General features: G+C 63.5%; 20 protein-coding genes and 1 tRNA gene. 8 read left to right on the top strand and 13 right to left on the bottom strand.

Annotated elements, in window-relative coordinates; translation table 11 throughout:
* Positions 1-9: 9 nt before the first annotated feature.
* The 3 genes from AArc1_RS08620 to AArc1_RS08610 are packed head-to-tail and all read right to left on the bottom strand — an operon-like array spanning position 10 to position 1,671.
* Positions 10-252, bottom strand: a complete 243-nt coding sequence (locus AArc1_RS08620; RefSeq protein ID WP_117363973.1) for a hypothetical protein — start codon at positions 250-252, stop codon at positions 10-12.
* Positions 253-259: 7 nt separating this feature from the next.
* Entirely contained in the window at positions 260-442 is a 183-nt protein-coding gene (locus tag AArc1_RS08615) for a hypothetical protein (RefSeq protein ID WP_117363972.1), read from the bottom strand.
* A gap of 56 nt (positions 443-498) precedes the next feature.
* Positions 499-1,671, bottom strand: a complete 1,173-nt coding sequence (locus tag AArc1_RS08610; protein WP_117365837.1) for an MFS transporter — start codon at positions 1,669-1,671, stop codon at positions 499-501.
* Positions 1,672-1,846: 175 nt separating this feature from the next.
* Between AArc1_RS08610 and AArc1_RS08605 the strand changes: the two genes are divergently transcribed.
* Positions 1,847-3,406, top strand: a complete 1,560-nt coding sequence (locus tag AArc1_RS08605) for a cryptochrome/photolyase family protein (protein WP_117363971.1) — start codon at positions 1,847-1,849, stop codon at positions 3,404-3,406.
* A 12-nt stretch (positions 3,407-3,418) separates the two neighbouring features.
* Here the strand turns inward: AArc1_RS08605 and AArc1_RS08600 are convergent, their stop codons facing one another.
* Positions 3,419-4,846 carry a DASH family cryptochrome gene (locus AArc1_RS08600; RefSeq protein WP_117363970.1) on the bottom strand — a complete coding sequence of 476 codons (1,428 nt, stop codon included), beginning with the start codon at positions 4,844-4,846 and terminating at the stop codon, positions 3,419-3,421.
* Positions 4,847-4,990: 144 nt separating this feature from the next.
* Here AArc1_RS08600 and AArc1_RS08595 point away from each other — a divergent pair, with 144 nt between their 5' ends.
* Both AArc1_RS08595 and AArc1_RS08590 read left to right on the top strand, forming a co-directional pair.
* Positions 4,991-6,592 carry a GTPBP1 family GTP-binding protein gene (locus tag AArc1_RS08595; protein ID WP_117363969.1) on the top strand — a complete coding sequence of 534 codons (1,602 nt, stop codon included), beginning with the start codon at positions 4,991-4,993 and terminating at the stop codon, positions 6,590-6,592.
* A gap of 102 nt (positions 6,593-6,694) precedes the next feature.
* Positions 6,695-6,982, top strand: coding sequence for a hypothetical protein (locus tag AArc1_RS08590; protein ID WP_117363968.1), 288 nt, complete (start codon positions 6,695-6,697; stop codon positions 6,980-6,982).
* A gap of 30 nt (positions 6,983-7,012) precedes the next feature.
* Here AArc1_RS08590 and AArc1_RS08585 read toward each other — a convergent pair whose 3' ends face one another.
* The 4 genes from AArc1_RS08585 to AArc1_RS08570 form a co-directional block, all read right to left on the bottom strand.
* Positions 7,013-7,327, bottom strand: coding sequence for a hypothetical protein (locus AArc1_RS08585; RefSeq protein WP_117363967.1), 315 nt, complete (start codon positions 7,325-7,327; stop codon positions 7,013-7,015).
* Positions 7,328-7,425: 98 nt separating this feature from the next.
* Positions 7,426-8,358 (bottom strand): methenyltetrahydromethanopterin cyclohydrolase, encoded by a 933-nt coding sequence (mch, locus tag AArc1_RS08580; protein ID WP_117363966.1) that lies wholly within the window; start codon positions 8,356-8,358, stop codon positions 7,426-7,428.
* Positions 8,359-8,441: 83 nt separating this feature from the next.
* The gene (locus AArc1_RS08575; protein WP_117363965.1) at positions 8,442-8,651 is read right to left on the bottom strand and encodes a heavy-metal-associated domain-containing protein; all 210 of its coding nucleotides are present in this window, start codon (positions 8,649-8,651) and stop codon (positions 8,442-8,444) included.
* A 139-nt stretch (positions 8,652-8,790) separates the two neighbouring features.
* A complete protein-coding gene (locus AArc1_RS08570; RefSeq protein WP_117365836.1) occupies positions 8,791-11,046 on the bottom strand; it encodes an NADP-dependent malic enzyme in 2,256 nt (751 codons plus the stop codon).
* Between the two features lie 135 nt (positions 11,047-11,181).
* On the opposite strand from AArc1_RS08570, the gene AArc1_RS08565 reads away from it, so the two are divergent.
* Positions 11,182-11,646 (top strand): phosphopantetheine adenylyltransferase, encoded by a 465-nt coding sequence (locus AArc1_RS08565; protein WP_117363964.1) that lies wholly within the window; start codon positions 11,182-11,184, stop codon positions 11,644-11,646.
* 275 nt (positions 11,647-11,921) lie between these two features.
* Here AArc1_RS08565 and AArc1_RS08560 read toward each other — a convergent pair whose 3' ends face one another.
* Entirely contained in the window at positions 11,922-12,230 is a 309-nt protein-coding gene (locus tag AArc1_RS08560; protein WP_117363963.1) for a transcription initiation factor IIB family protein, read from the bottom strand.
* Between the two features lie 440 nt (positions 12,231-12,670).
* Here AArc1_RS08560 and AArc1_RS08555 point away from each other — a divergent pair.
* The 3 genes from AArc1_RS08555 (at position 12,671) to AArc1_RS08545 (ending at position 14,907) form a co-directional block, all read left to right on the top strand.
* Positions 12,671-12,755 (top strand) — tRNA-Leu (locus tag AArc1_RS08555).
* 573 nt (positions 12,756-13,328) lie between these two features.
* On the top strand, positions 13,329-14,141 hold the full coding sequence (gene dacZ, locus AArc1_RS08550) for a diadenylate cyclase DacZ (protein ID WP_117363962.1): 813 nt from the start codon (positions 13,329-13,331) through the stop codon (positions 14,139-14,141).
* A 1-nt stretch (position 14,142) separates the two neighbouring features.
* Positions 14,143-14,907: a mechanosensitive ion channel domain-containing protein gene (locus tag AArc1_RS08545; RefSeq protein WP_117363961.1), complete on the top strand. Its 765-nt coding sequence runs from the start codon at positions 14,143-14,145 to the stop codon at positions 14,905-14,907.
* A gap of 49 nt (positions 14,908-14,956) precedes the next feature.
* Here AArc1_RS08545 and AArc1_RS08540 read toward each other — a convergent pair whose 3' ends face one another.
* The 4 genes from AArc1_RS08540 to AArc1_RS08525 all read right to left on the bottom strand — a co-directional run bounded on the left by AArc1_RS08540 (position 14,957) and on the right by AArc1_RS08525 (position 18,611).
* Complete coding sequence (locus AArc1_RS08540) at positions 14,957-15,781, bottom strand: nucleoside phosphorylase (protein ID WP_117363960.1); 825 nt, start codon at positions 15,779-15,781, stop codon at positions 14,957-14,959.
* Between the two features lie 120 nt (positions 15,782-15,901).
* Positions 15,902-16,300 (bottom strand): cytidine deaminase, encoded by a 399-nt coding sequence (gene cdd / locus AArc1_RS08535; RefSeq protein WP_117363959.1) that lies wholly within the window; start codon positions 16,298-16,300, stop codon positions 15,902-15,904.
* Between the two features lie 64 nt (positions 16,301-16,364).
* Positions 16,365-17,744: a phosphohexomutase domain-containing protein gene (locus AArc1_RS08530; RefSeq protein WP_117363958.1), complete on the bottom strand. Its 1,380-nt coding sequence runs from the start codon at positions 17,742-17,744 to the stop codon at positions 16,365-16,367.
* A 234-nt stretch (positions 17,745-17,978) separates the two neighbouring features.
* On the bottom strand, positions 17,979-18,611 hold the full coding sequence (locus AArc1_RS08525; RefSeq protein WP_117363957.1) for a MaoC family dehydratase: 633 nt from the start codon (positions 18,609-18,611) through the stop codon (positions 17,979-17,981).
* A gap of 456 nt (positions 18,612-19,067) precedes the next feature.
* Between AArc1_RS08525 and AArc1_RS08520 the strand changes: the two genes are divergently transcribed.
* A complete protein-coding gene (locus AArc1_RS08520; RefSeq protein WP_117363956.1) occupies positions 19,068-19,382 on the top strand; it encodes an AbrB/MazE/SpoVT family DNA-binding domain-containing protein in 315 nt (104 codons plus the stop codon).

Genomic DNA, 19,382 nt, shown 5'->3' with positions numbered 1-19,382 from the left:
CAGCCGGTCTCACTGCTCGAGGAGGCGTGCAGCGATCCGGCCGTCGACGACCGAGGCAACGATCTCGACGCTGACTGGACCGTCAGGGGGCTGATTCTCGAGGTGCTCGAGGCCATCGACGACCACGAGACCGAGCGGGCTGGCTTCGTTCGGATGCTCGGCGACGAAGCTGTCGTTTTGGTCCTCGAGCGTCACCTCGACGGTCTCGCCGATCCACAGCACGTCATCGAACGGATTGCGGATGGACGTCATGACGCCCTCAGAACCGGTGGACGTCCACGTCTTCGTTGCGGCCCGGATCGGGGTCAGCCTGAGCCGCACAGTCGACACAGAGTCTCACAGTGCGTTCGTAGTGGGCGCGACAGGCGAACGTCCCACAGTTTTCACAGCGGTCCTGGGCGGGCCGTGATTCGCAGATCTGACAGAGGCCGCTGACGCTCATGGGTGTGCTAGACGCTCGAGCGTCTTGAAACCAGTGCGCACGGGGGGAGGCGACAGTCAGTACCCTAACTCGAGCGTGTGATTGAGCACCAGCGCGAGGAAGACGGCGGCGAGCATGGCCCCGAGAAAGCCAAAGGCGACGGCCCAGCCGAAGAGGTCGGCGAGCAGGCCGACGACGACCGATCCCATCGAGGCGACGATCATGTACACCGTCCGAACGAGGCCGAAGCCAGCGTTTTGCTCTTCGGCGGAGAACTCTCGCAGAAACCGCGGCATGAGTGCGGCACCGAAGCTCATGGCGACGCCGATGAACGTCACGGCGACGACGATTGCGACGAGATCCACAGCGGTGACGAGGAGGCCGAAGCCGACAACGCCAGCGAGCATACAGCCGGCGAGCGCCCAGTCACGACCGACCCGGTCGGAGACGGCTCCGACGCCGATCTGACCGACACCCTGGACGACGAAGTAAAGCGAAAAGAGCGCGCCAGCGAGCGTCGTCGACGCGTCGCGGTGTTCGATGAGGAACGTCGGCAGGAACGATGCCGTCCCCTGCCAGGCGAACTCACCCACGATGGCGATGACGAGCGTGAACGCGATAGGCGGCCTCGAGAGGAGCGCAACGACGGGACCGAGCTGGAACCGCTCGCGGAGCGGCTCGTCGGGGCGACGCGGCTCGGTCGGTCTGACCTTCCAGGCGAAGAGGATCGCGGCTGGTATTCCGATGACGGCGACCGCAGCGATAGCGGGTCGCCAGCCGTATCGGACGGCGACCGCGGCGACGGCGACGGGGGTTACCAGTCCGGCGATCGTCGCGCCGGTGTTGTGGACGCCGACGGCGGTCCCGACGTTGTCGTAGGTCCGTGCGAGCAGCGTCGTCGCAACGCTGTAGTGCAGCCCCGCGACCCCGCCGAGGAGAACCGTCGCGAGGAAAAACAGCGCGAAGACCGGCGTGATCGAGACGGCGAACGCGGCCGCCGCCGAGCCACCGACGGCGATCAGGATGATCAGCTTCTCGCCGTGACGGTCAGCGAGAACGCCGCTCGGGTACTGGGCGAGGCCGTAGGCGAGCCACATCCCCGTAAGCGCGAGCCCGACGGTCGCATTAGAGACCGTAAACGTCTCGACGACGTCGGGAATAACGGGACTGATCGCTAATCGCCCCACCATCGTCACGAAGAACGCGAGGGTACACAGCGCGAGGACCGTCTCCCGGTATCGCCAGCGAATCGTCACGAGTTCCTACTCTTTTCGGTCGGAGTGGGCACGGACACTTAGCCTGACCGATTGGGGGTTGCGGCGGTCCCTGAGGCATCGGCCTCGAGATGCCCGTGTCGAGCCGACACCCAGTAGGCCCTCCGTAGTTGCCGTCGGGAGTTTTGTCGGTCTGGGTCAACCTCTCCGTATGTACCACCCCACAGTCGGTGACTCACCGACGTACGAGGTCGGTGACGACGAGGTTCCCTGGCTGCTCGGAACCCAACTAACGAAGCAATGGGGTCCGCTGGCTCGTGCCCCCGATGGCGCTCGTGTACTGCTAATCGAGGCCCACGGCTTCGCTCGCCGCTTGCCGTATCACCATCACAAACTCACGCTGGTCTTTTCGGCGATGCGGCGGTTTCGCGGCCGACTAACGGAGGCAGGCTACGACGTGATCTATCTCGAGGCCGAGACCTTCGGCGAGGCGCTGTCGACGTTCTTTACGGACTATCCGGAGACGACGCTGGTGGCGATGCGCTCGCCGAGCTACGGCTCGGAACGCCGGTTCGAGACGCTCGTCGAGGAAGCCGGCGGCGAGTGTCGCTTCGTCGAGAACGAGGGGTTTCTCAGCACGCGGGCGGCGTTCGACGAGTGGGCAGACGGCGACGACGGATTCACCCACGAGCGGTTCTACCGCTGGATGCGCCGCGAGACGGGAATCCTGATGGACGACGACGAGCCCGTCGGTGGGGCCTGGAACTACGACGAGGAGAATCGGAAGGTCCCGCCCGCCGACTGGGACGTCCCGCCGGCCCCCACGTTCGAGTCCGACCCGGTGACGGAACGGACGGCAGCGTGGGTTTCGACGGAGTTCGACACCTGGGGTCGGTCGGAGGACTTCGCCTGGCCCGTCACCCGTCGTCAGGCTGCCATAGCGCTTCGACACTTCCTCGAGCATCGACTCCCGACGTTCGGCCCCTATCAGGACGCGATCCGCGAGGACGACTGGGCGATGAGCCACGCCCTGTTGTCCCCGGCGGTGAACCTCGGGTTGCTCCACCCGCTCGAAGTGATCGAGGCCGTCGAGGAGGCATTCGAGACCCGCCCGGAGGTCGGATTGGCCTCCGCGGAAGGCTGTATCCGCCAACTGCTCGGCTGGCGCGAGTTCGTCCGCCACGTCTACCGCCACTCGATGCCCGAACTGGCGACGGCGAACCAACTCGAGGCGACCCACGAGCTGCCCGACGCCTACTGGACGGGCGAGACGTCGATGGCCTGTCTCGGCGGGGCCGTCGACGACGTCCACGCACGAGGGTATGCCCACCACATCCAGCGGCTGATGGTGCTCGCGAACTTCGCGACGCTGTGGGGTGTCGAGCCCAGCCAGCTCAACGAGTGGTTTCACGCGACGTTCGTCGACGCCTATCACTGGGTAACGACCCCGAACGTGGTGGAGATGGGACAGTACGGCCACGGCATCTTCGCGACCAAACCGTACGTCTCCTCGGCGAACTACGTCGACAAGATGTCCGATTACTGTGCGGGTTGTCCGTACGACGAGGACGCCACAACCGGCGAGGACGCCTGTCCGTTTAACACCCTCTACTGGGACTTCCTCGCGCGAAACGAGGACGACCTCCGATCGAATCACCGGATGGCCATGCTCTACTCACACGTCGACCGCAAGCGGGAGGCGGACGATCTCGAGGCGATTCGCGACCGCGTCACGGAGCTGCGCCAACTGGCTGACGGCGGGAAACTGTGAACGCTCGAGCGGCTATCTGTTATCGAGTTCCCTGAACCGATCCTCGACGTCGATCATCGGTCGCGGGTAGTCGACGCCGGGTTCGACTCCATACCCCCGTGACTCGTCGTCGTCGAGTCGCCACGGCCAGTGGGCGTACTCGGACGGGAGCCCCTCGAGTTCTGGGAGCCACGTCGTCACGTACTCGGCATCGGGGTCGTAGCGGTCGGCCTGCCAGAGGACGTCGAAGTAGCCGTCGCGCGAGTCGTTGCCGACGCCAGCCTGATAGGCCCAGTTGCCCCAGTTCGATGCGACGTCGTAGTCGACGAGATGGCGCTCGAAATGCGCTGCACCCCATCGCCAGTCCACTTCGAGGGCGTCGACCAGAAACGAGGCGACGTTCTGTCGGCCACGATTCGAGAGGTAGCCGGTGCGCTCGAGTTCGCGCATGTTCGCGTCGACGAAGGGGACGCCGGTCTCGCCGTCGGCCCATCGGCGAAACCGCTCGCGGTCGCGTCGCCAGCGTTTCTCGACGTCTCGGATGCCGGTTTCGGTGAAGAACGCGCCGCCGTATTTCGCGAACTGAAACTGGAAGAAATCACGCCACAGCAACTCGAAGACGAGCCAGTATGTGTCCTCGTTGGCGACGCGCTCGCGCTCGTAGCGGGCCACCTCTCGATTGATCCAGCGGGGCGAGAGACAGCCCGCAGCCAGCCACGGCGAGAACTTCGAGGAGTAATCGGCTCCGAGAAGCCCGTTTCGGGTCTGTTTGTACGTTTTCAGCCGGTCTCGATCCCAGAGGTATCGCTCAACTCGTCGTTTGCCCGCCGTTTCACCGCCCTCGAACGCCAGAACGGCCCGGTCGTCGCTGGGCGGCTCCTCGAGTCCGAGGTCGGCAAGCGTCGGCACGTCACCGGACTCGAGTTCGGGCGTCCGAATCGACTCCGGTGGCTCGAGTGGGTCACGGACGGAAGCGTCGTCTTCGACCTCGTGTCGCCAGGGCGTGAAGGTGTCGTCGATGCCTCCGACCGGGGTCGGAAGGTCGTCAGGGTGATACAGCGTGTGGGTCCAGTGGCCGTGAAACGTAGTCCCGTCGGGTAGCGCCGCCCGAACGGCTTCGGTGTCGGCCCGTTCTTCGGTCGCTGGCTTCGTCTGGGCGTAGACGGCATCCGCGTCCACCCGCTCGGCTAACTCGGAGACGACCGCTGCCGGTCGCCCTTCACGGACGAGCAAGTCCCCGCCACGGGTACGGATCGACTCACGCAGGTCACGGACGGACTCGAGTCGGAATCGCGCCCGATGAGCGCCGAGCTTTCGGGGTCCATAGCGACTCGTCCGACGACGCTGCGGATCGACCACGTACACCGGGACGACCTCGTCGACGGCCTCGAGTGCGGCCGTGAGCGTCGGGTTGTCGGTCAGTCGGAGATCATCGCGAAACCAGAGGACGGCAGTGTTCATGCCACAATGTCGATCCCCGCTGCGAAGTAGCCGATACCCAACGATGTGAACCGGCTTCCCGGCCCGCCAGGCTGCGGCCGAATATGTGTCTCTCGGTACCACGCGACGAGAAGGCTTTTGCTGTGCGGGCCGCTACCAGGGAGTATGAGCCGTGACCGGGCTCTCCTCGAGCGAGCCCTGGACCGTGGCGAACAGGACGGTGGCAACGTCGAGTTCAAGGAACGACTCTCACGGGACGTCCACCTCGAGGGTGGACGACGGGAGAGCCTGGCGGCACAACTCAGACATCGACTCTTATCGGGTGACGGCGAGGCGACCTACGTCATCGGAGTCACCGACGACGGTGGCCTCGCCGGAATCGATCCGGAGACGTTTTCGGAGACGATGGACGTCCTCTCGTTGCTCGCCGAAGAGGCCGAGGCACACATCGACGACGTCCAGACGTGGGGCATCGAGGACGGCCTCGTCGGCGTCGCACTGGTCCGGGAGGGAGGCGTCCTCGAGACCGACGACGAACACGTCGTGGTCGGGACGGCGGGCCACGTCGACCACGGCAAGAGCACGCTCGTTGGCTCGCTCGTCACCGGCCGGTCGGACGACGGCGACGGAGCCACTCGAGCGTTCCTCGACGTCCAGCCACACGAAGTCGAACGCGGCCTCTCGGCGGACCTCTCGTATGCCGTCTACGGCTTCGACGACGACGGGCCGATTCACGTCCGAAACCCAAACCGCAAGGACGATCGGGCGGCGGTCGTCGAAGAGGCCGATCGGCTCGTCTCGTTCGTCGACACCGTCGGCCACGAGCCCTGGCTTCGAACGACGATCCGCGGGCTCGTCGGGCAGAAACTCGACTACGGCCTGTTAGTCGTCGCCGCCGACGACGGCCCGACGCGGACGACCCGCGAACACCTCGGCGTGTTGCTCGCGACCGAACTCCCGACGATCGTCGCCATCACGAAGACCGATGCCGTCACCGACGAGCGCGTCGAGGAAGTCGAACGCGAGGTCGAACGACTGCTCCGCGAGGTCGAAAAATCGCCACTTCGCGTCTCCCGCCACGGCGTCGACGCCGCCATCGAGGAGATCGGCGAGCGCGTCGTCCCCGTCGTCGAGACGAGCGCGATCACGATGGATGGCCTCGAGACGCTCGACGAACTGTTCGACCGGCTTCCAAAGACGTCTCAGGACACCGGTGAGTTCCGGATGTACGTCGACCGCAGTTACTCGGTGACCGGCGTCGGCGCAGTCGCCTCGGGGACGGTGATGTCCGGCGAAGTCAAAGCTGGCGACGAACTCCTGCTCGGGCCGATGCCCGACGGCCGGTTCGAGGAGGTCGAAGTGCGTTCGATCGAAATGCACTATCACCGCGTCGACCAGGCCCAGGCCGGACGTATCGTCGGTATCGCCCTCAAAGGGATCAGCGAGAGCGCCATCGAACGCGGCATGGTCCTGTTGCCACGCGACGCCGACCCGGTTCCGGTCAGAGAGTTCGAAGCCGAAGTCATGGTGCTCAACCACCCCACCCGTATTGGCGAGGGCTATGAACCCGTCGTCCACCTCGAGACGATCGGCGAAGCGGCGGCGTTTCACCCCGAAGACGGCCGTCTCTTACCCGGCGATACGGGCGAAACCACCGTCCGATTCAAATTCCGCCCCTACCTCGTCGAGGAGGGCCAGAAGTTCGTCTTCCGCGAGGGCCGCAGCAAGGGCGTCGGCACGGTAACCGACGTCCACCCAATGCACTGAGATCGTTCGGCCACTCACAAGATCGTGCGCTTTCACTCAGCGATGTACCCCGAACAGTAGCTATGGATATAATTTTCACGTGACGGGACCTTTTCTCGGCCGATGCTCCCCAATTCCACCCGCGGCCGTCTCCGGTGGGCGCTCTCCGAATCGGTAGTCGTAGCCGGGATCCTCTTCGCCTGGATCGTCGTCGCGCTCGTCGTGACAGTCGCGTTTCGAGTGCTGACGCTCCCATTTCGGCTGCTCGACGTTCCGCTCCCCCTCTCGGAAGTCCTCCTGTCGGTCAGCGTTCTCGGAAACGCTATCCTCGTCGTCACCCTGGTTACGTCGCTGCTCTACGTCCTCGTTCGAGCCGGAACCCTGATCGTCGATTACCGCCGAGAACCGTAACCGACCGCCGCACGTCGTTTCCCGTCTGGCTCACGCCGGAGCCGTCGCGCCTGCGATTGATCCACTCCCGGTGACCCGCAACGTGACGGCTTCCGTCGCGTCCACGGTCTCCCGACGGACTGTGTCGTCGTCGATCCGGAGGTCGTACGAACAGGTCTCGTCGTCGTGCGCTCGTTCGATCCGCAGTTCATCACCGGGCTCGAGATGGTACGTTTCGTCCCGACAATCGGCCTCGAGGACGACAGTTCCCATAAATTCCGCTGCGACCGTCACCGCTAGCATCGCGTCCTCGGCGGACGCGTCTATCGTGTCACGACCGCCGTCCAGACAGGCCGATAGACTCACAACGAGGGGAAAGACTGCCAGGACTCTTCTTCGTTTCACGGTCGATACTGGTCGCACATAGATGTTAGTCTACCGACTGGTCGGGGTGTGGACCCTCACTACAGGTCGAACGACTCGACGAGCAGGTCCTCGTCGGTCTCGCCGTAGACGTACGTCGGGCCGCCGACCACGTCGACCGCCACCTTCGCGGGCGCGAAGAGATCGGACGGGACGTCCGCGAACTCCCAGTCGACGTCGTCGAAGATCGCCTCGAACGGCCGGCCGTGCTCGTCGGCTGCCGTCGATGGGACCGCATCGAAGACGTCGTCGTCCGCCCGAACGGTCAGGTGGGCCGTCCCGCCGTAGGCGATCGCATCGTTCGTCCGGGCGATTGCAGTCTGTTCGTCACCGGCGACGGGTGCTACCGGTGCCCGACCGGTCGCGGAGACGATGTCAACCGGGTCGTAGCCCAGTTCGGCCAGCCGGAACGTCGCCAGTTCGGCCGCGCGGGCGGCGTTCGTAACGCTGCCGACGAGACTCGACGTTCGGTAGGCGAGCAAGAAGACGCTGCTCGTCTCGACCTCTGCGAGCTGGGCGACCTGTTCGGCGGCGGACGCGGTCGGGTCCTGCTCCGTCTCGACCGCAAGCGCCGTCAGGTCGAACGCGTCCGTGTAGCCAACCCGGCGAAACTCCTCTTCTCGAGCGACCAGCGCTCTCGCTGGCCCGCTGCCAAGCCCCTCGAAATCCTCGGTCGTAAGCTCCCAACTGGCTTTCTGTGAACACAGCAACGAGAGCGCGGGCTGGTCGGTCGACAGTTCGACGTACGGGATTGGCGCGCCCCCGACCGTCCCGAGGTATCGACTCGGCGTCGCGAGTCCAGCGGTCTGGATCTCCGTCAACAACAGTCCAGCCTCGAACCCGCCGTCGAACTCCAGCCCAAAGTCCAGTACTGTCGCGTCGTTCTCGAGGTCATAGCCGCCGATGGTTAGCTCCTCGGCGTACTCGAGGGCCTCGTCGACCAGCTCGATCGCCATCCGGTTGAGACTTTCCATGCCGTACGGTTCAGGCTCCGATGGAAAATAGGTTGCCAGTCGCCGTCTGACGGCTGTCTGACCGGTTTCGATCGATACGCCGATCAGATCGCGGTCTCGTAGCCCGCATCGCTGATTGCCACAGCGAGTGCCGCCTCGTCGACCGCCGCGGCGTCGTGTTCGATGTGAACTTCGTCGGCTTCGTGGTCGGCGCTCGCCGACGAGACGCCATCGAGCGCCTCGAGTGCGTCCGTCACGGTCGCTTCACAGCCATCACAGGCCATTCCAGCTACCTCGAGTGTCGTTCGTTCCATGGCCGGAGTTCGGATTCGTCGGGGTTTAGGGTTCCGTTTCGGGCGATCGGCGACTCGAGTGCGCCAGGCAGTCGACGACTCGAGCCGTCGACGAAGGTGGGGCGCGTTCGAGGGCGGATCGCCCCGTCGTTCGCGGTGTCTATTTTTTCTGTGCGTCGACGACCGCGACGGCGGCGAGGTTGACGATGTCTTTGACCTCGTCGCCGCGCTGGAGGACGTGAACTGGCTCGTCCATCCCGACGAGCATCGGGCCGACGGCCTCGGCACCACCGAGTCGCTGGAGCAGCTTGTAGCCGATGTTGCCCGACTCGAGGTTCGGGAAGACAAGCACGTTCGCCGGCTCCTCGAGTTCCGAAAAGCCGTACGTACCCTCGAGGATGTCATCGACGACGGCCGTGTCGGCTTGCATCTCACCATCGACGGGGAAGTCGACTTCGGGGTCGTCTTGCAGCATACTTGCGGCACGCCGGGGCTTGCGAGTGCCTTCGTTGTCGACGCTGCCGAAGTTCGAGTACGACAGCAATGCCGCACGTGGCTCGACGTCGAACCGGCGGGCGAGTTTGCCGGTCTGTTTCGTCACTTCGGCGAGGACCTCCTCGTCTGGGGCCTGATTGACCGTCGCGTCTGCGACGAAGATCACGCGGTTTTTGAACGTCAGCAGGTAGACGCCAGCGGCGTAGTCGACGTCGTCTGCGGTGCCGATGACCTGCAACGGCGGCCGCAGCGCGGACGGGTAGTGATACGACAGCCCCGTCAGGAGCGCGTCGGCGTCGCCCTGCTCGACCATGATGCTCCCGAAGTAGTTCGAGTCGCGTTCGATGAGTTCGCCCGCCTCGGTTCGGGTGATCCCCTTTCGCTGTCTGAGTTCGTGGAGCCGTTCGGCGTAGGCCTCGTAGTCGCCGACAGCCGGATCCGCGACACGGGGCTCGAAGTCGAGACCGAGGTTCGCAGCGGTCTGGCGAATCTCGCTTTCGTCGCCGATGAGAATCGGCAACGCGATGCCCTGTTCCTGAAGCTGGTAGGCCGCCCGGATCATCTTCTCGTTTTCGCCCTCCGCAAGCGCGACCGTCTTGGGGTCGCTTTTCGCCTTGTTGAGGATGACCCGCATCATCTCGCGGGACTTGCCGAGTCTGGCCTCGAGTTCTTCTTCGTACTCCTCGAGGTCGATCTCGGTTCGGGCGGCACCGGAGTCCATCGCGGCTTCGGCAATCGACGGCGCGACCCGGAACAGCACGCGCGGGTCGACGGGCTTCGGGATAATGTAGTCGGGGCCGAACTGGAGGGGTTCGTCGCCGTAGGCTTTGACGACGGCGTCGGGAACGTCCTCGCGGGCGAGTTCGGCGAGCGCTTCGGCGCAGGCGACTTTCATCTCCTCGTTGATCTCGGTTGCCCGGACGTCGAGTGCACCACGGAAGATAAACGGGAAGCCGAGGACGTTGTTGACCTGATTGGGGTAATCAGAGCGGCCGGTCGCCATGATTACGTCGTCGTCGCGAGCCGTTTTGGCTTCCTCGTAGCCGATCTCGGGGTCGGGGTTGGCCATCGCGAAGACGATCGGATTGTCTCCCATCGACTGGATCATCTCCTGGGAGACGATGCCGCCGATCGAGAGACCGACGAAGACGTCTGCGCCTTCCATCGCGTCCGCGAGGTCGCCCTCGGGGCCGTCCTGGGCAAACTGGCGTTTGTACTCGTTGACCTCGCCGCGTTCGGCGCGGGCTTCCGTGATGATCCCCGTGGAGTCACACATCGTGATGTTCTCTTCTCGGCAACCAAGCGAGACGTAGAACTTCGCCGTCGCGATTGCACTCGCACCCGCACCGGAGAAGACGATCTCGAGGTCCTCGAGGTCTTTTTCGGCGATATCGGCGGCGTTGAGCAGTGCCGCACCGGAGATGATCGCTGTCCCGTGTTGATCGTCGTGGAAGACGGGAATGTCGATCTCCTCGCGCAGTCGCTCCTCGATGGTGAAACACTCGGGGGCTTTGATGTCCTCTAAGTTGATCCCGCCGAACGTCGGCTCCATCATCTTACAGGCCTCGACGACCTTGTGAGGGTCGTCCTCGTCGAGTTCTACGTCGAAGACGTCGATGTCGGCGAATCGCTTGAACAGGACGCCTTTCCCCTCCATAACCGGCTTCGAGGCCTGCGCGCCGATGTCACCGAGTCCGAGGACGGCTGTTCCGTTCGAGACGACACCGACGAGATTCCCTTTGGCGGTGTACGTGTACGCTTCCGTCTCGTCGTCGTCGATCTCGAGACAGGGTGCTGCGACGCCCGGCGAGTACGCGAGCGAGAGGTCTCGCTGGGTGTTCGTCGGCTTCGTCGTCGATATTTCGATCTTTCCGGGTGGATCCGTCCGGTGGTACTCTAGTGCGTCCTCGTCTATTCCCATACCTTGGACAGTGACCGCGACCATAAAAAACGATGCGAAGGGACGTTTCGACGATCGTCGATCATCGTCGCAAGATCCGCCGGGGTCGTCCGCGGATTCGACCGTTTTATACGATCCGCTCCAGTGAGGTGGCGTATGGACGTCGCGCTTGGTGGGACGTTCGACCCCGTTCACGACGGACACCGAAAGCTGTTCGAGCGGGCGTTCGAACTCGGAGACGTGACGATCGGCCTGACGAGCGACACGCTCGCTCCGAAGACCCGAAGCGTCGATCGCCACGTCAGACCGTACGACGAACGCAAGGCTACCCTCGAAAACGAACTCGCGGCGATCGCCCCCGAGTACGATCGGGAGTTCGAGGTCCGCACGCTCGATTCGCCGACGGGTATCGCCACCGAACCGCAGTTCGAGTACCTCGTCGTTTCACCCGAGACCAAAGGCGGCGGCGAGCGTATCAACGAGATTCGTCGCAAACGTGGACACGACCCGCTCGAGATCGTCGTCGTTCCGCACGTCCTCGCCGAAGACGGTGACATCATCTCGAGCACGCGAATTTTTCAGGGTGAAATCGACGAACACGGGTCCGTCGTCGAGGAGTGATCGGGACCGCCGTCGGCGAATGCCGCTGCGCAGTGGCTCGCGGAATCGTCGGTCCGCCGTGATGGATCGACGGCGTGTGGCTTCGTATATTCGACCGTTCGGACGGTTCTCACCGCAGTCGATCATCGGTAGCAGGCGACTCCCCCTCCGCAGTCGGTTATCGTACACTTACGCGTGTAAGAGGCGTCTCGTACGCACTTTAGGGCCCGAATGCCCGATGAAACGATCAGCTGGTCTGACTCCGAATGCCGGATGAAACGACTAGGCGACCTGGCTCACCACCGTGGTGGTTCGAGCCCGGCCTCCTCGAGGCGGGCTTTCCAGCGGGTCTGGATCGAGAGTCGTGAGACGTCGGCCGCGTCGGCGACGGTTCGCTGAGTTCGTCCATCACCCGCGATGAGCGAGCCAGCGTACACGCTCGCCGCGAGGGCTGTACGCTTCGATCGATCCAGTTCCGGAACGTCCATCAGAAAGAGATCGATCGCACACGATCGAGCGTCCGTAGAGAGCTCGAGCCGGTCGGCGATCGCCTCGAGTTCCTCGAGCCACGGTTCGTACTCGACGCGATCTCGCGCACTGTGCATACGACAGTTTCTCCGCCCAGCGGGAAGAGTTCTCCGTCTATCTCCGACAATCTGTGTCGTGTGATACAACATCATGATACTCCGTCCAAGGGGTGGCTACGAACGGGTAGTGAAACCGGCCGTTCAGCCTCGGTATCACTAGGAAACGGCTACTAAAGCCTCTGAAGGCCCAAGCGAAAGACGACGCCAGTCGGCTACGTCCGTCGGGCTCACGTCTGTCATGAAGGAGCCAACCTGCAAGCTCGTGTGTACCGGTTGCGGCCTCGAGATGCCGTATCGGGATCGATCGCTGGCCGAACAGGCCGCAGAACTCCATCAGCTGCGGGATTCGGAGCACGTAACGTTTATCGTCCCACCCGACTGGTCACCGGAAGAGCCGGTCAAGCACAGGTAGTTCGGATCGACAGGTTCTTACTCGATTCGTGAAAAGCGAAAGATGAGCGCGGGTAGCCAAGCCAGGCCAACGGCGCAGCGCTTAGGACGCTGTCCTGTAGAGGTCCGCCGGTTCGAATCCGGTCCCGCGCATGAGCGAACGAAGTGAGCGAAGAGCAGGATCGATTCGAATCCTGCAAGTCGCAGCACTCGAGCCAAGCGAGAGTGATCGTCTTGCTCCGGTTCGAATCCGGTCCCGCGCATTCTCCGCGAACAACGTCGTGAGCGGAGAATGTGATCACCGGATTCGAACGAAACCGAGGTTCTGCGCCACAGGCGCAGGTTCTCGATCGTCGTTCGAATCCGGTCCCACGTGCTATTCGAATCCGATCTCGAGCGTGGGTCGGCCCGCACTTGCTTCTTGCACCGTTCACCGGATACCCAGCGGCTGGTAATCGTTTCACTCGAGCAAACCGGCTGAAATCGTTCTGCTGTCCATACTGTTTCCGTACGGATCGTGCTCCGGTGAGTACGCACGGATCAAACCCAGTAGATTTCGGCTACCGAAGTCCGCACGGCAGCCTGAAAACCGGAATGCCGGCACGTTTCAGCTCGCTCTCACGAACAGGGTGTGCAAAATAAACCTGGGCGGCCCACGAGAGAAGCGGCTGACGAAGGTCAGACGGTCCACAACGCTTATTCACGCGGGCACGACTTGTATGAGCAATGGCCGGATTAGACGACGTGTTCGGGGCTCTTTTCTCGAATGTCGATGCCGTTGTGCTCTTCGGACCGAGCGGCTCGTACTACGAGCGCGTGACGGCGATCGATGACCTCGACGTGGTCGTCGTCAGTACGGAAAACGACGTGGGGGCGGAGACGTTCGTCGAACTCCCACTCGAGTTCGACGAGGTGGCCGAACGGATTCGATTCGGGCTCGAGGGCGCACTCGAGCAGGGGATCATCGAAGGCGGCGACGAACTCGCTTGCGCGACGAGCGTCTTCAGCGACGAGATCGACACGGTCTCTCGCGTCCGAGCGAACGCCAACGCACAGACGGGAATCTACGATCTGTTCGCGAAATCGCGGCCCGAACCCGAGGTCATCAAGGCAGTTCTCGAGTTGGCGATCGAACTCGGCAAGAAGGGCCAGAAGGGGAAACCTGTGGGTGCACTGTTCGTCGTCGGCGACGCGGGGAAGGTAATGAACAAGTCCCGACCGCTTTCGTACAACCCGTTCGAGAAATCCCACGTCCACGTCGGCGATCAGATCGTGAACGTCATGTTGAAGGAGTTCTCGCGGCTCGACGGCGCCTTCGTCATCTCCGATGCGGGGAAGATCGTCTCGGCGTACCGGTACCTCGAGCCGTCCGCAGAGGGCGTCGACATCCCCAAAGGGCTCGGTGCACGCCACATGGCGGCCGGGGCGATCACGCGAGATACGAACGCCATCGCGATCGTCCTCTCCGAGAGTGACGGGCTCGTGCGGGCGTTCAAAGCCGGTGAAATTATTCTGGAGGTCGACCCGGAGGCGTACTGACATGGAGTGGCAGACGCTGATCGACGAGCCGGCCGTTATCGCGATGGCGGTATTGGTATTGGGGCTGGTTGTTGGCTATCTCGTCGGTCGGCTCAACAAGGAGTTGCTGTCGGCCTCGGGCGTCCCGGAGACGGTCGAAGGAACCCCGTTCGAACGGACTGCCCAGTCGATCGGCACGTCGACAGTCGAGATCGTTGCACGACTTAGCTCGTGGTTTATTTATGGCATCGCCGTCCTCACGGCGATCCACATCGCCCAGCTACTCGACACCGACGCCTTCTGGTTCCGCGTAACGGAGTTCATCCCACAGGTTTTCATCGCCGTACTCATCCTTATTCTCGGGTTCATCATCGCCGATAAATCTGAACTGGTCGTCAGCGAGTATCTCCGCGGCGTCAAACTGCCCGACGTGTCGGTGCTCCCCCGGCTGGTGAAGTACTCGGTACTGTACGTCGCGTTCGTCCTCGCACTGGGGCAGATCGGCGTCTACGTCCTCCCACTGGTCGTCCTGCTTGCGATCTTCGCGGCGGGTGCCATCGTCGTCGGTGCAATCGCGTTCAAGGACTTCCTCGTCTCGAGTGCGGCCGGCATCTATCTGTTGCTCGAGCAACCGTACGGAATCGGCGACCGCGTACAAATCGGCCAGCAGTCGGGCATCGTTCAGGAAGTCGACCTCCTCGTCACGAAGATCGAAGACGACTCCGAGGAGTACATCGTCCCGAACCGCAAGGTGTTCGAGGCCGAAATCGTCAGAGAGCGCGAGTAGCCTCGAGTCGCCCTTTCTGATTCGACACGCGGAAAACCGATCCCATTCGTCACTCCTCGAGTGAGAGTCCGGCGTGCCAGCGATCTGCTCCGGCCGCCCGCTTCTTCTGGTCCATCTGTGCGAGCAGGTGGGTCGCGAGCGAGGCGGTCTCGGCGGCGCGAGATTCGCCTTCGGTGCGGAACGCGCCGGTTTCGCGGTTGGCGTAGACAGAACAGACGGCACCGGCACGCAGGCCATAGAGGCTCGCAAGCGTGAAGATCGCGCTGGCTTCCATCTCGATGTTCTTTACGTTCGCCTCCTTGAGCTGATCGACGAGATCGCTCGAGCCGGCGGCCTCGAAGCCGTCGAAGCCGGGTCGACCCTGCCCGGCGTAGAAGGAGTCGGCGCTCATCGTGAGGCCGACGTGATAGTCATAGCCGAGGCGTTCGGCTGCTGCGACGAGTGCCGAGACGACCTCGTAGTCTGCCGTCGCCGGATAGTCCTCACGGACGTACTCGTCGCTGGTCCCCTCCTGGCGGACCGCGCCGGTGCTGATCACGAGGTCGCCGACGTCCATCTCGGCCTGGAGCGCACCACAGGAGCCGACGCGAACGAACGTCCCGACGCCGACGCGGGCGAGTTCCTCGACGGCGATCGCCGCCGACGGGCTACCGATTCCGGTCGAGGTGACCGAAATCGGGGTGCCCTCGACCGAGCCCGTAGCCGTCCGGTACTCGCGGTGGTGGGCTCGGATCTCGTGATCGTCCCAGTGGGCGACGATCTTTTCGAGGCGTTCGGGGTTACCTGGCAGCAGGACCGTCCCGGCGACGTCGTCGGGGCCGACCTCGAGGTGATACTGTACGTCCGCGTTCGGGTCTTCGCTGTCGCGTGCCATCGATTGGCGGCGGTTCGATCCGACGCCGAATATACCTGCTGGACGAGTGCCGATGGCTCTCGAGTTCGCCTCCGGGGCCCTGTTACGACAGTCCGTTTCCTACAGACGATGTGAGTATCGTCACTCGAGCATGTCTTGGGTAATGGTGTTCGGTAGGAGGTCCCCAAGCGTGTAGACGGTCGGCTCTTCACCCTCGCCTTCGTCACAGATAACTTTCAGGTCGTCCGCACAGAACTCCGCGAGCGTCTGACGGCACATGCCACAGGGGGTGACGCCGTCCCGAGGGCCGGAGCTGACGGCGATCCTCGAGAAGTCGGTGTGACCGTTTTTCACTGCTTCGGCGATGGCGACCGCTTCGGCGTGGAGGCTGTTGCTGTAGTTTGCGTTCTCGAGGTTACAGCCGACGAAGACCTCGCCATCGGCGGTCTCGAGAGCCGCCCCCACGGTGTACTCGGAGTACGGAACGTGGGCTGCGGACTGAATTTCGCGGGCGGCCTCGAGTAAGTCGCGGGTGGTCATGCCGAGAGATACCGTGACCGTGTGCAAGAAGCCACCGACAGACCGATCCCAGCACGGGCCAGCGTCACTCGGCGTCGTCGATCGCCGTCTCGACGACGTGGCGGGTGTCGTCGACGAGCGCGTCGACCTCGTCGCTTTCGGCGTAGATCCGGATGTAGGGTTCGGTCCCGCTCGGCCGGACCAAGGTCCACGAGGCGTCGGCGAACTCGAGGCGGACGCCGTAGTCCGTGTTCACCGTCGCGTCGGGGAACGCGTCGGGCAGGTCGGTCTCGAGGTCGGCCATAGCGACGGTTTTGGCCGAATCGGGACAGTCGACGCTCACCTTCCGGTAGGGTCGTTCGGTGATGGGTTCCCGGAGCGCGTCGGTGTCGCCGGCGTCGGCGACGAGGGCAGCGACTGCGGCGGCGCTTACGACGCCGTCGATCCAGCCGCCGAATCCGGTGTGAATGTGCTTCCAGGGCTCAGCGGCGAAGACGACCGCCGTCCCCTCGGCCCCGCGGGCGCGTTCACGGGCGATCCCTTCGTGGAGTGCCCCCAGTCGCACTCGCTCGACGCGGCCGCCGGCTGCCCGGACGCGCTCGTCGATCCGTGCGGAGGCGTTCGGCGTCGTCACCACGACCGGATCGTCCGCGTCGCTGTCGCCCGCGTAGTGGGCGGCGACGACGGCGAGAATCGTATCCTCGTGAATCACCTCGCCGTCGGGCCCGAGGACGACGAGGCGGTCAGCGTCGCCGTCGTGAGCGAGCCCCAGGTCGAACGAACCGGCAGCGAGGAAGTCGGTGAACTCGGTGAGGGTCTCGGGTGTGGGCTTGCTCTCGCGGGCTGGAAAGTACCCGTCGACGTTCGCGTTCACCGCGACGACGGTCGCCCCGAGACGCTCGAGAACCTGTGGCGTTGCGAGCGCACCGACGCCGTTCCCACAGTCGACGGCGATCGAGAGCCCCGACAGTAGATCGTGGCTGTGAGCGTCCGCGTCGCCGAACGTCGTTTCGACGTAGTCAACCACCGCGTCGCGGTACGTCTCGAGGACCTCGAGTCGATCCGACCGACCCCACTCGTTCCACGGTACAGAAGCGACGTCATCCGTGACTCGTTTTTCGATTTCTCGTTCGGCGTCTCGGTCGTACTCGACGCCGTCGACGAAGAACTTGAGTCCGTTGTCGGCGGGCGGGTTGTGACTCGCAGTGACCATTACACCCTTGCGCCCGCGAGCGGCGAACGCGAGTGCTGGCGTCGGTACACGCCCAAGTCGGAAGACGTCTGCACCCGCACTCTCGAGTCCGGCTTCCATCGCTGCGGCGAGCGCAGGTCCGGTCTGTCTGCCGTCTCTGCCGACGACGAACGTTTCACCGGGTTCGCCGGCGGCTTGCCCAACAGTCAGCGCGAGTGCCGGCGTGATCTCTGTGACAGGGCCACGGATCCCGGCGGTACCGAACAGCGTCATGTCCGGTCGTTCCGCGAGGAACTATTTATACTATCGGAGAGCGCTACGAGGACAGGTCGCGATGACGACGCATGGGGGGTCCGCCCTCGAGAGCGGTGATGCCCTCGAGTGAGGCGGTGCAGTACGTCGATCGATGATTCTAGAGGAGAGGGTGGTGGCCGATACGAAATCGGATCGGCCGGTTGTGGAGGGTTGCGGTGCGGGGGAGTGCGTCCACCAGCGATGGGGTGGTGGCTACTCCGGTACTTCGTCGATCAAGACGACCGCTTCACCGTCGATGACCATCGCATCGTCGTCGTCGTTGTAGATCGTCGTCTCGAGGCGGTACTGGTTGTTGCCGAGGTCTTCGACGACTTCGACGCGGGCGGAGACGTGGTCGCCGATGCCGACCGGTCCACTGAACTCGAGGTCCTGGGACAGGTAGATCGTGAGTCCGGGGAGACGTGCCAGCGCAGCACTGATGAGTCCGGAGACCAGCGTCCCGTGGACGATCCGTTCACCGAATCGGGTGTCGGCGGCGAACTCCTCGTCCAGGTGGAGTCGGTTCGTGTCGCCGCTGACCTCGGCGAAACGCTTGACGTCCGATTCAGTGATCGTCTTCTCGAAGGTGACGGTGTCACCGACGGCGATCTGTGTGGCGTCGTCGACCGTCCGGTCGAACTCCCAGTCGAGACTGGAGTATTCGACGGAGTCGATCGGTGCCGGTACGTTGGTGCCGTTCGAGTTCTGGTCGAACGCTACGGGAAACATCGTCGAGACGGCGGCACGGTTCGCGGCGGTCGCACTCTGGAGGAAGCTCTGAGTCATCGCCGACCACGCGGAGGTGATGGCAGCGAGGTTGTCTTCCCCAGGATTTTTGTATCCCATCTATGCGCCTTTGGGCGGGGAGCATTATGACTTCTTTGGCTTGGCCAATCATAGTTTACGACGGAATCCTGATCATAATCGCCGATTTCTGGGACTGGAACGACCCGCCGATTTATTCAACGCCGCATGCTCATCTTCCGTCCAGCGACGCCGAGCAAGTGACCCGTAACTCGGCGATTCGAATCGTTGGCCGACACTGTATGCGTGAATTCATCACAGTATGGCCATCTCGAGTGAGAACTGAACCGCTGTCTCAGTCCGACTGCGCGGCCGGGCCGATCGACGGCTACAACGAGTCGATTTCCTCGCCGCATCGCGGATCGACAGAATCCTCATCAGTCCATTAAAAGGAACCCAATACCGATCACACCGGTAGTTGACTTTTGAAACCATTGGCTGCCATCTAATGGTGAATGGTGGAAAGGCTTATTATACGTGGGCCCCTCGTCTCTGTTGATGACGGACGACTCCGACCGATCGCCCTGGTTCCCGCCTGCGATGTTTACAGAACAGATGCAGGAGGCAGGCGAGCAAGTCGCTGAATCTCAGCAGGAGCTGTTGCGACAGATGATGCAGGCGAGTACGTCGTCGCCGTTCGACGACCTCTCGTCGTTCGGCCCGATGAACATGGGTACCGCGACGTTCAAAGCTCGCGTCCAGAGCGGCGGTCGGATCAGCATTCCCGAACCCGAACGGGAAGCCCTCGACATCGAAGAGGGCGATATCGTCCAGACGATCGTTGTCCCAGTCAAACGCAACCGAGAAGATTAA

The organism is Natrarchaeobaculum sulfurireducens (assembly GCF_003430825.1).
GTDB classification, from domain to species: domain Archaea; phylum Halobacteriota; class Halobacteria; order Halobacteriales; family Natrialbaceae; genus Natrarchaeobaculum; species Natrarchaeobaculum sulfurireducens.
This window is presented reverse-complemented; position numbering and strand designations above follow the sequence as displayed.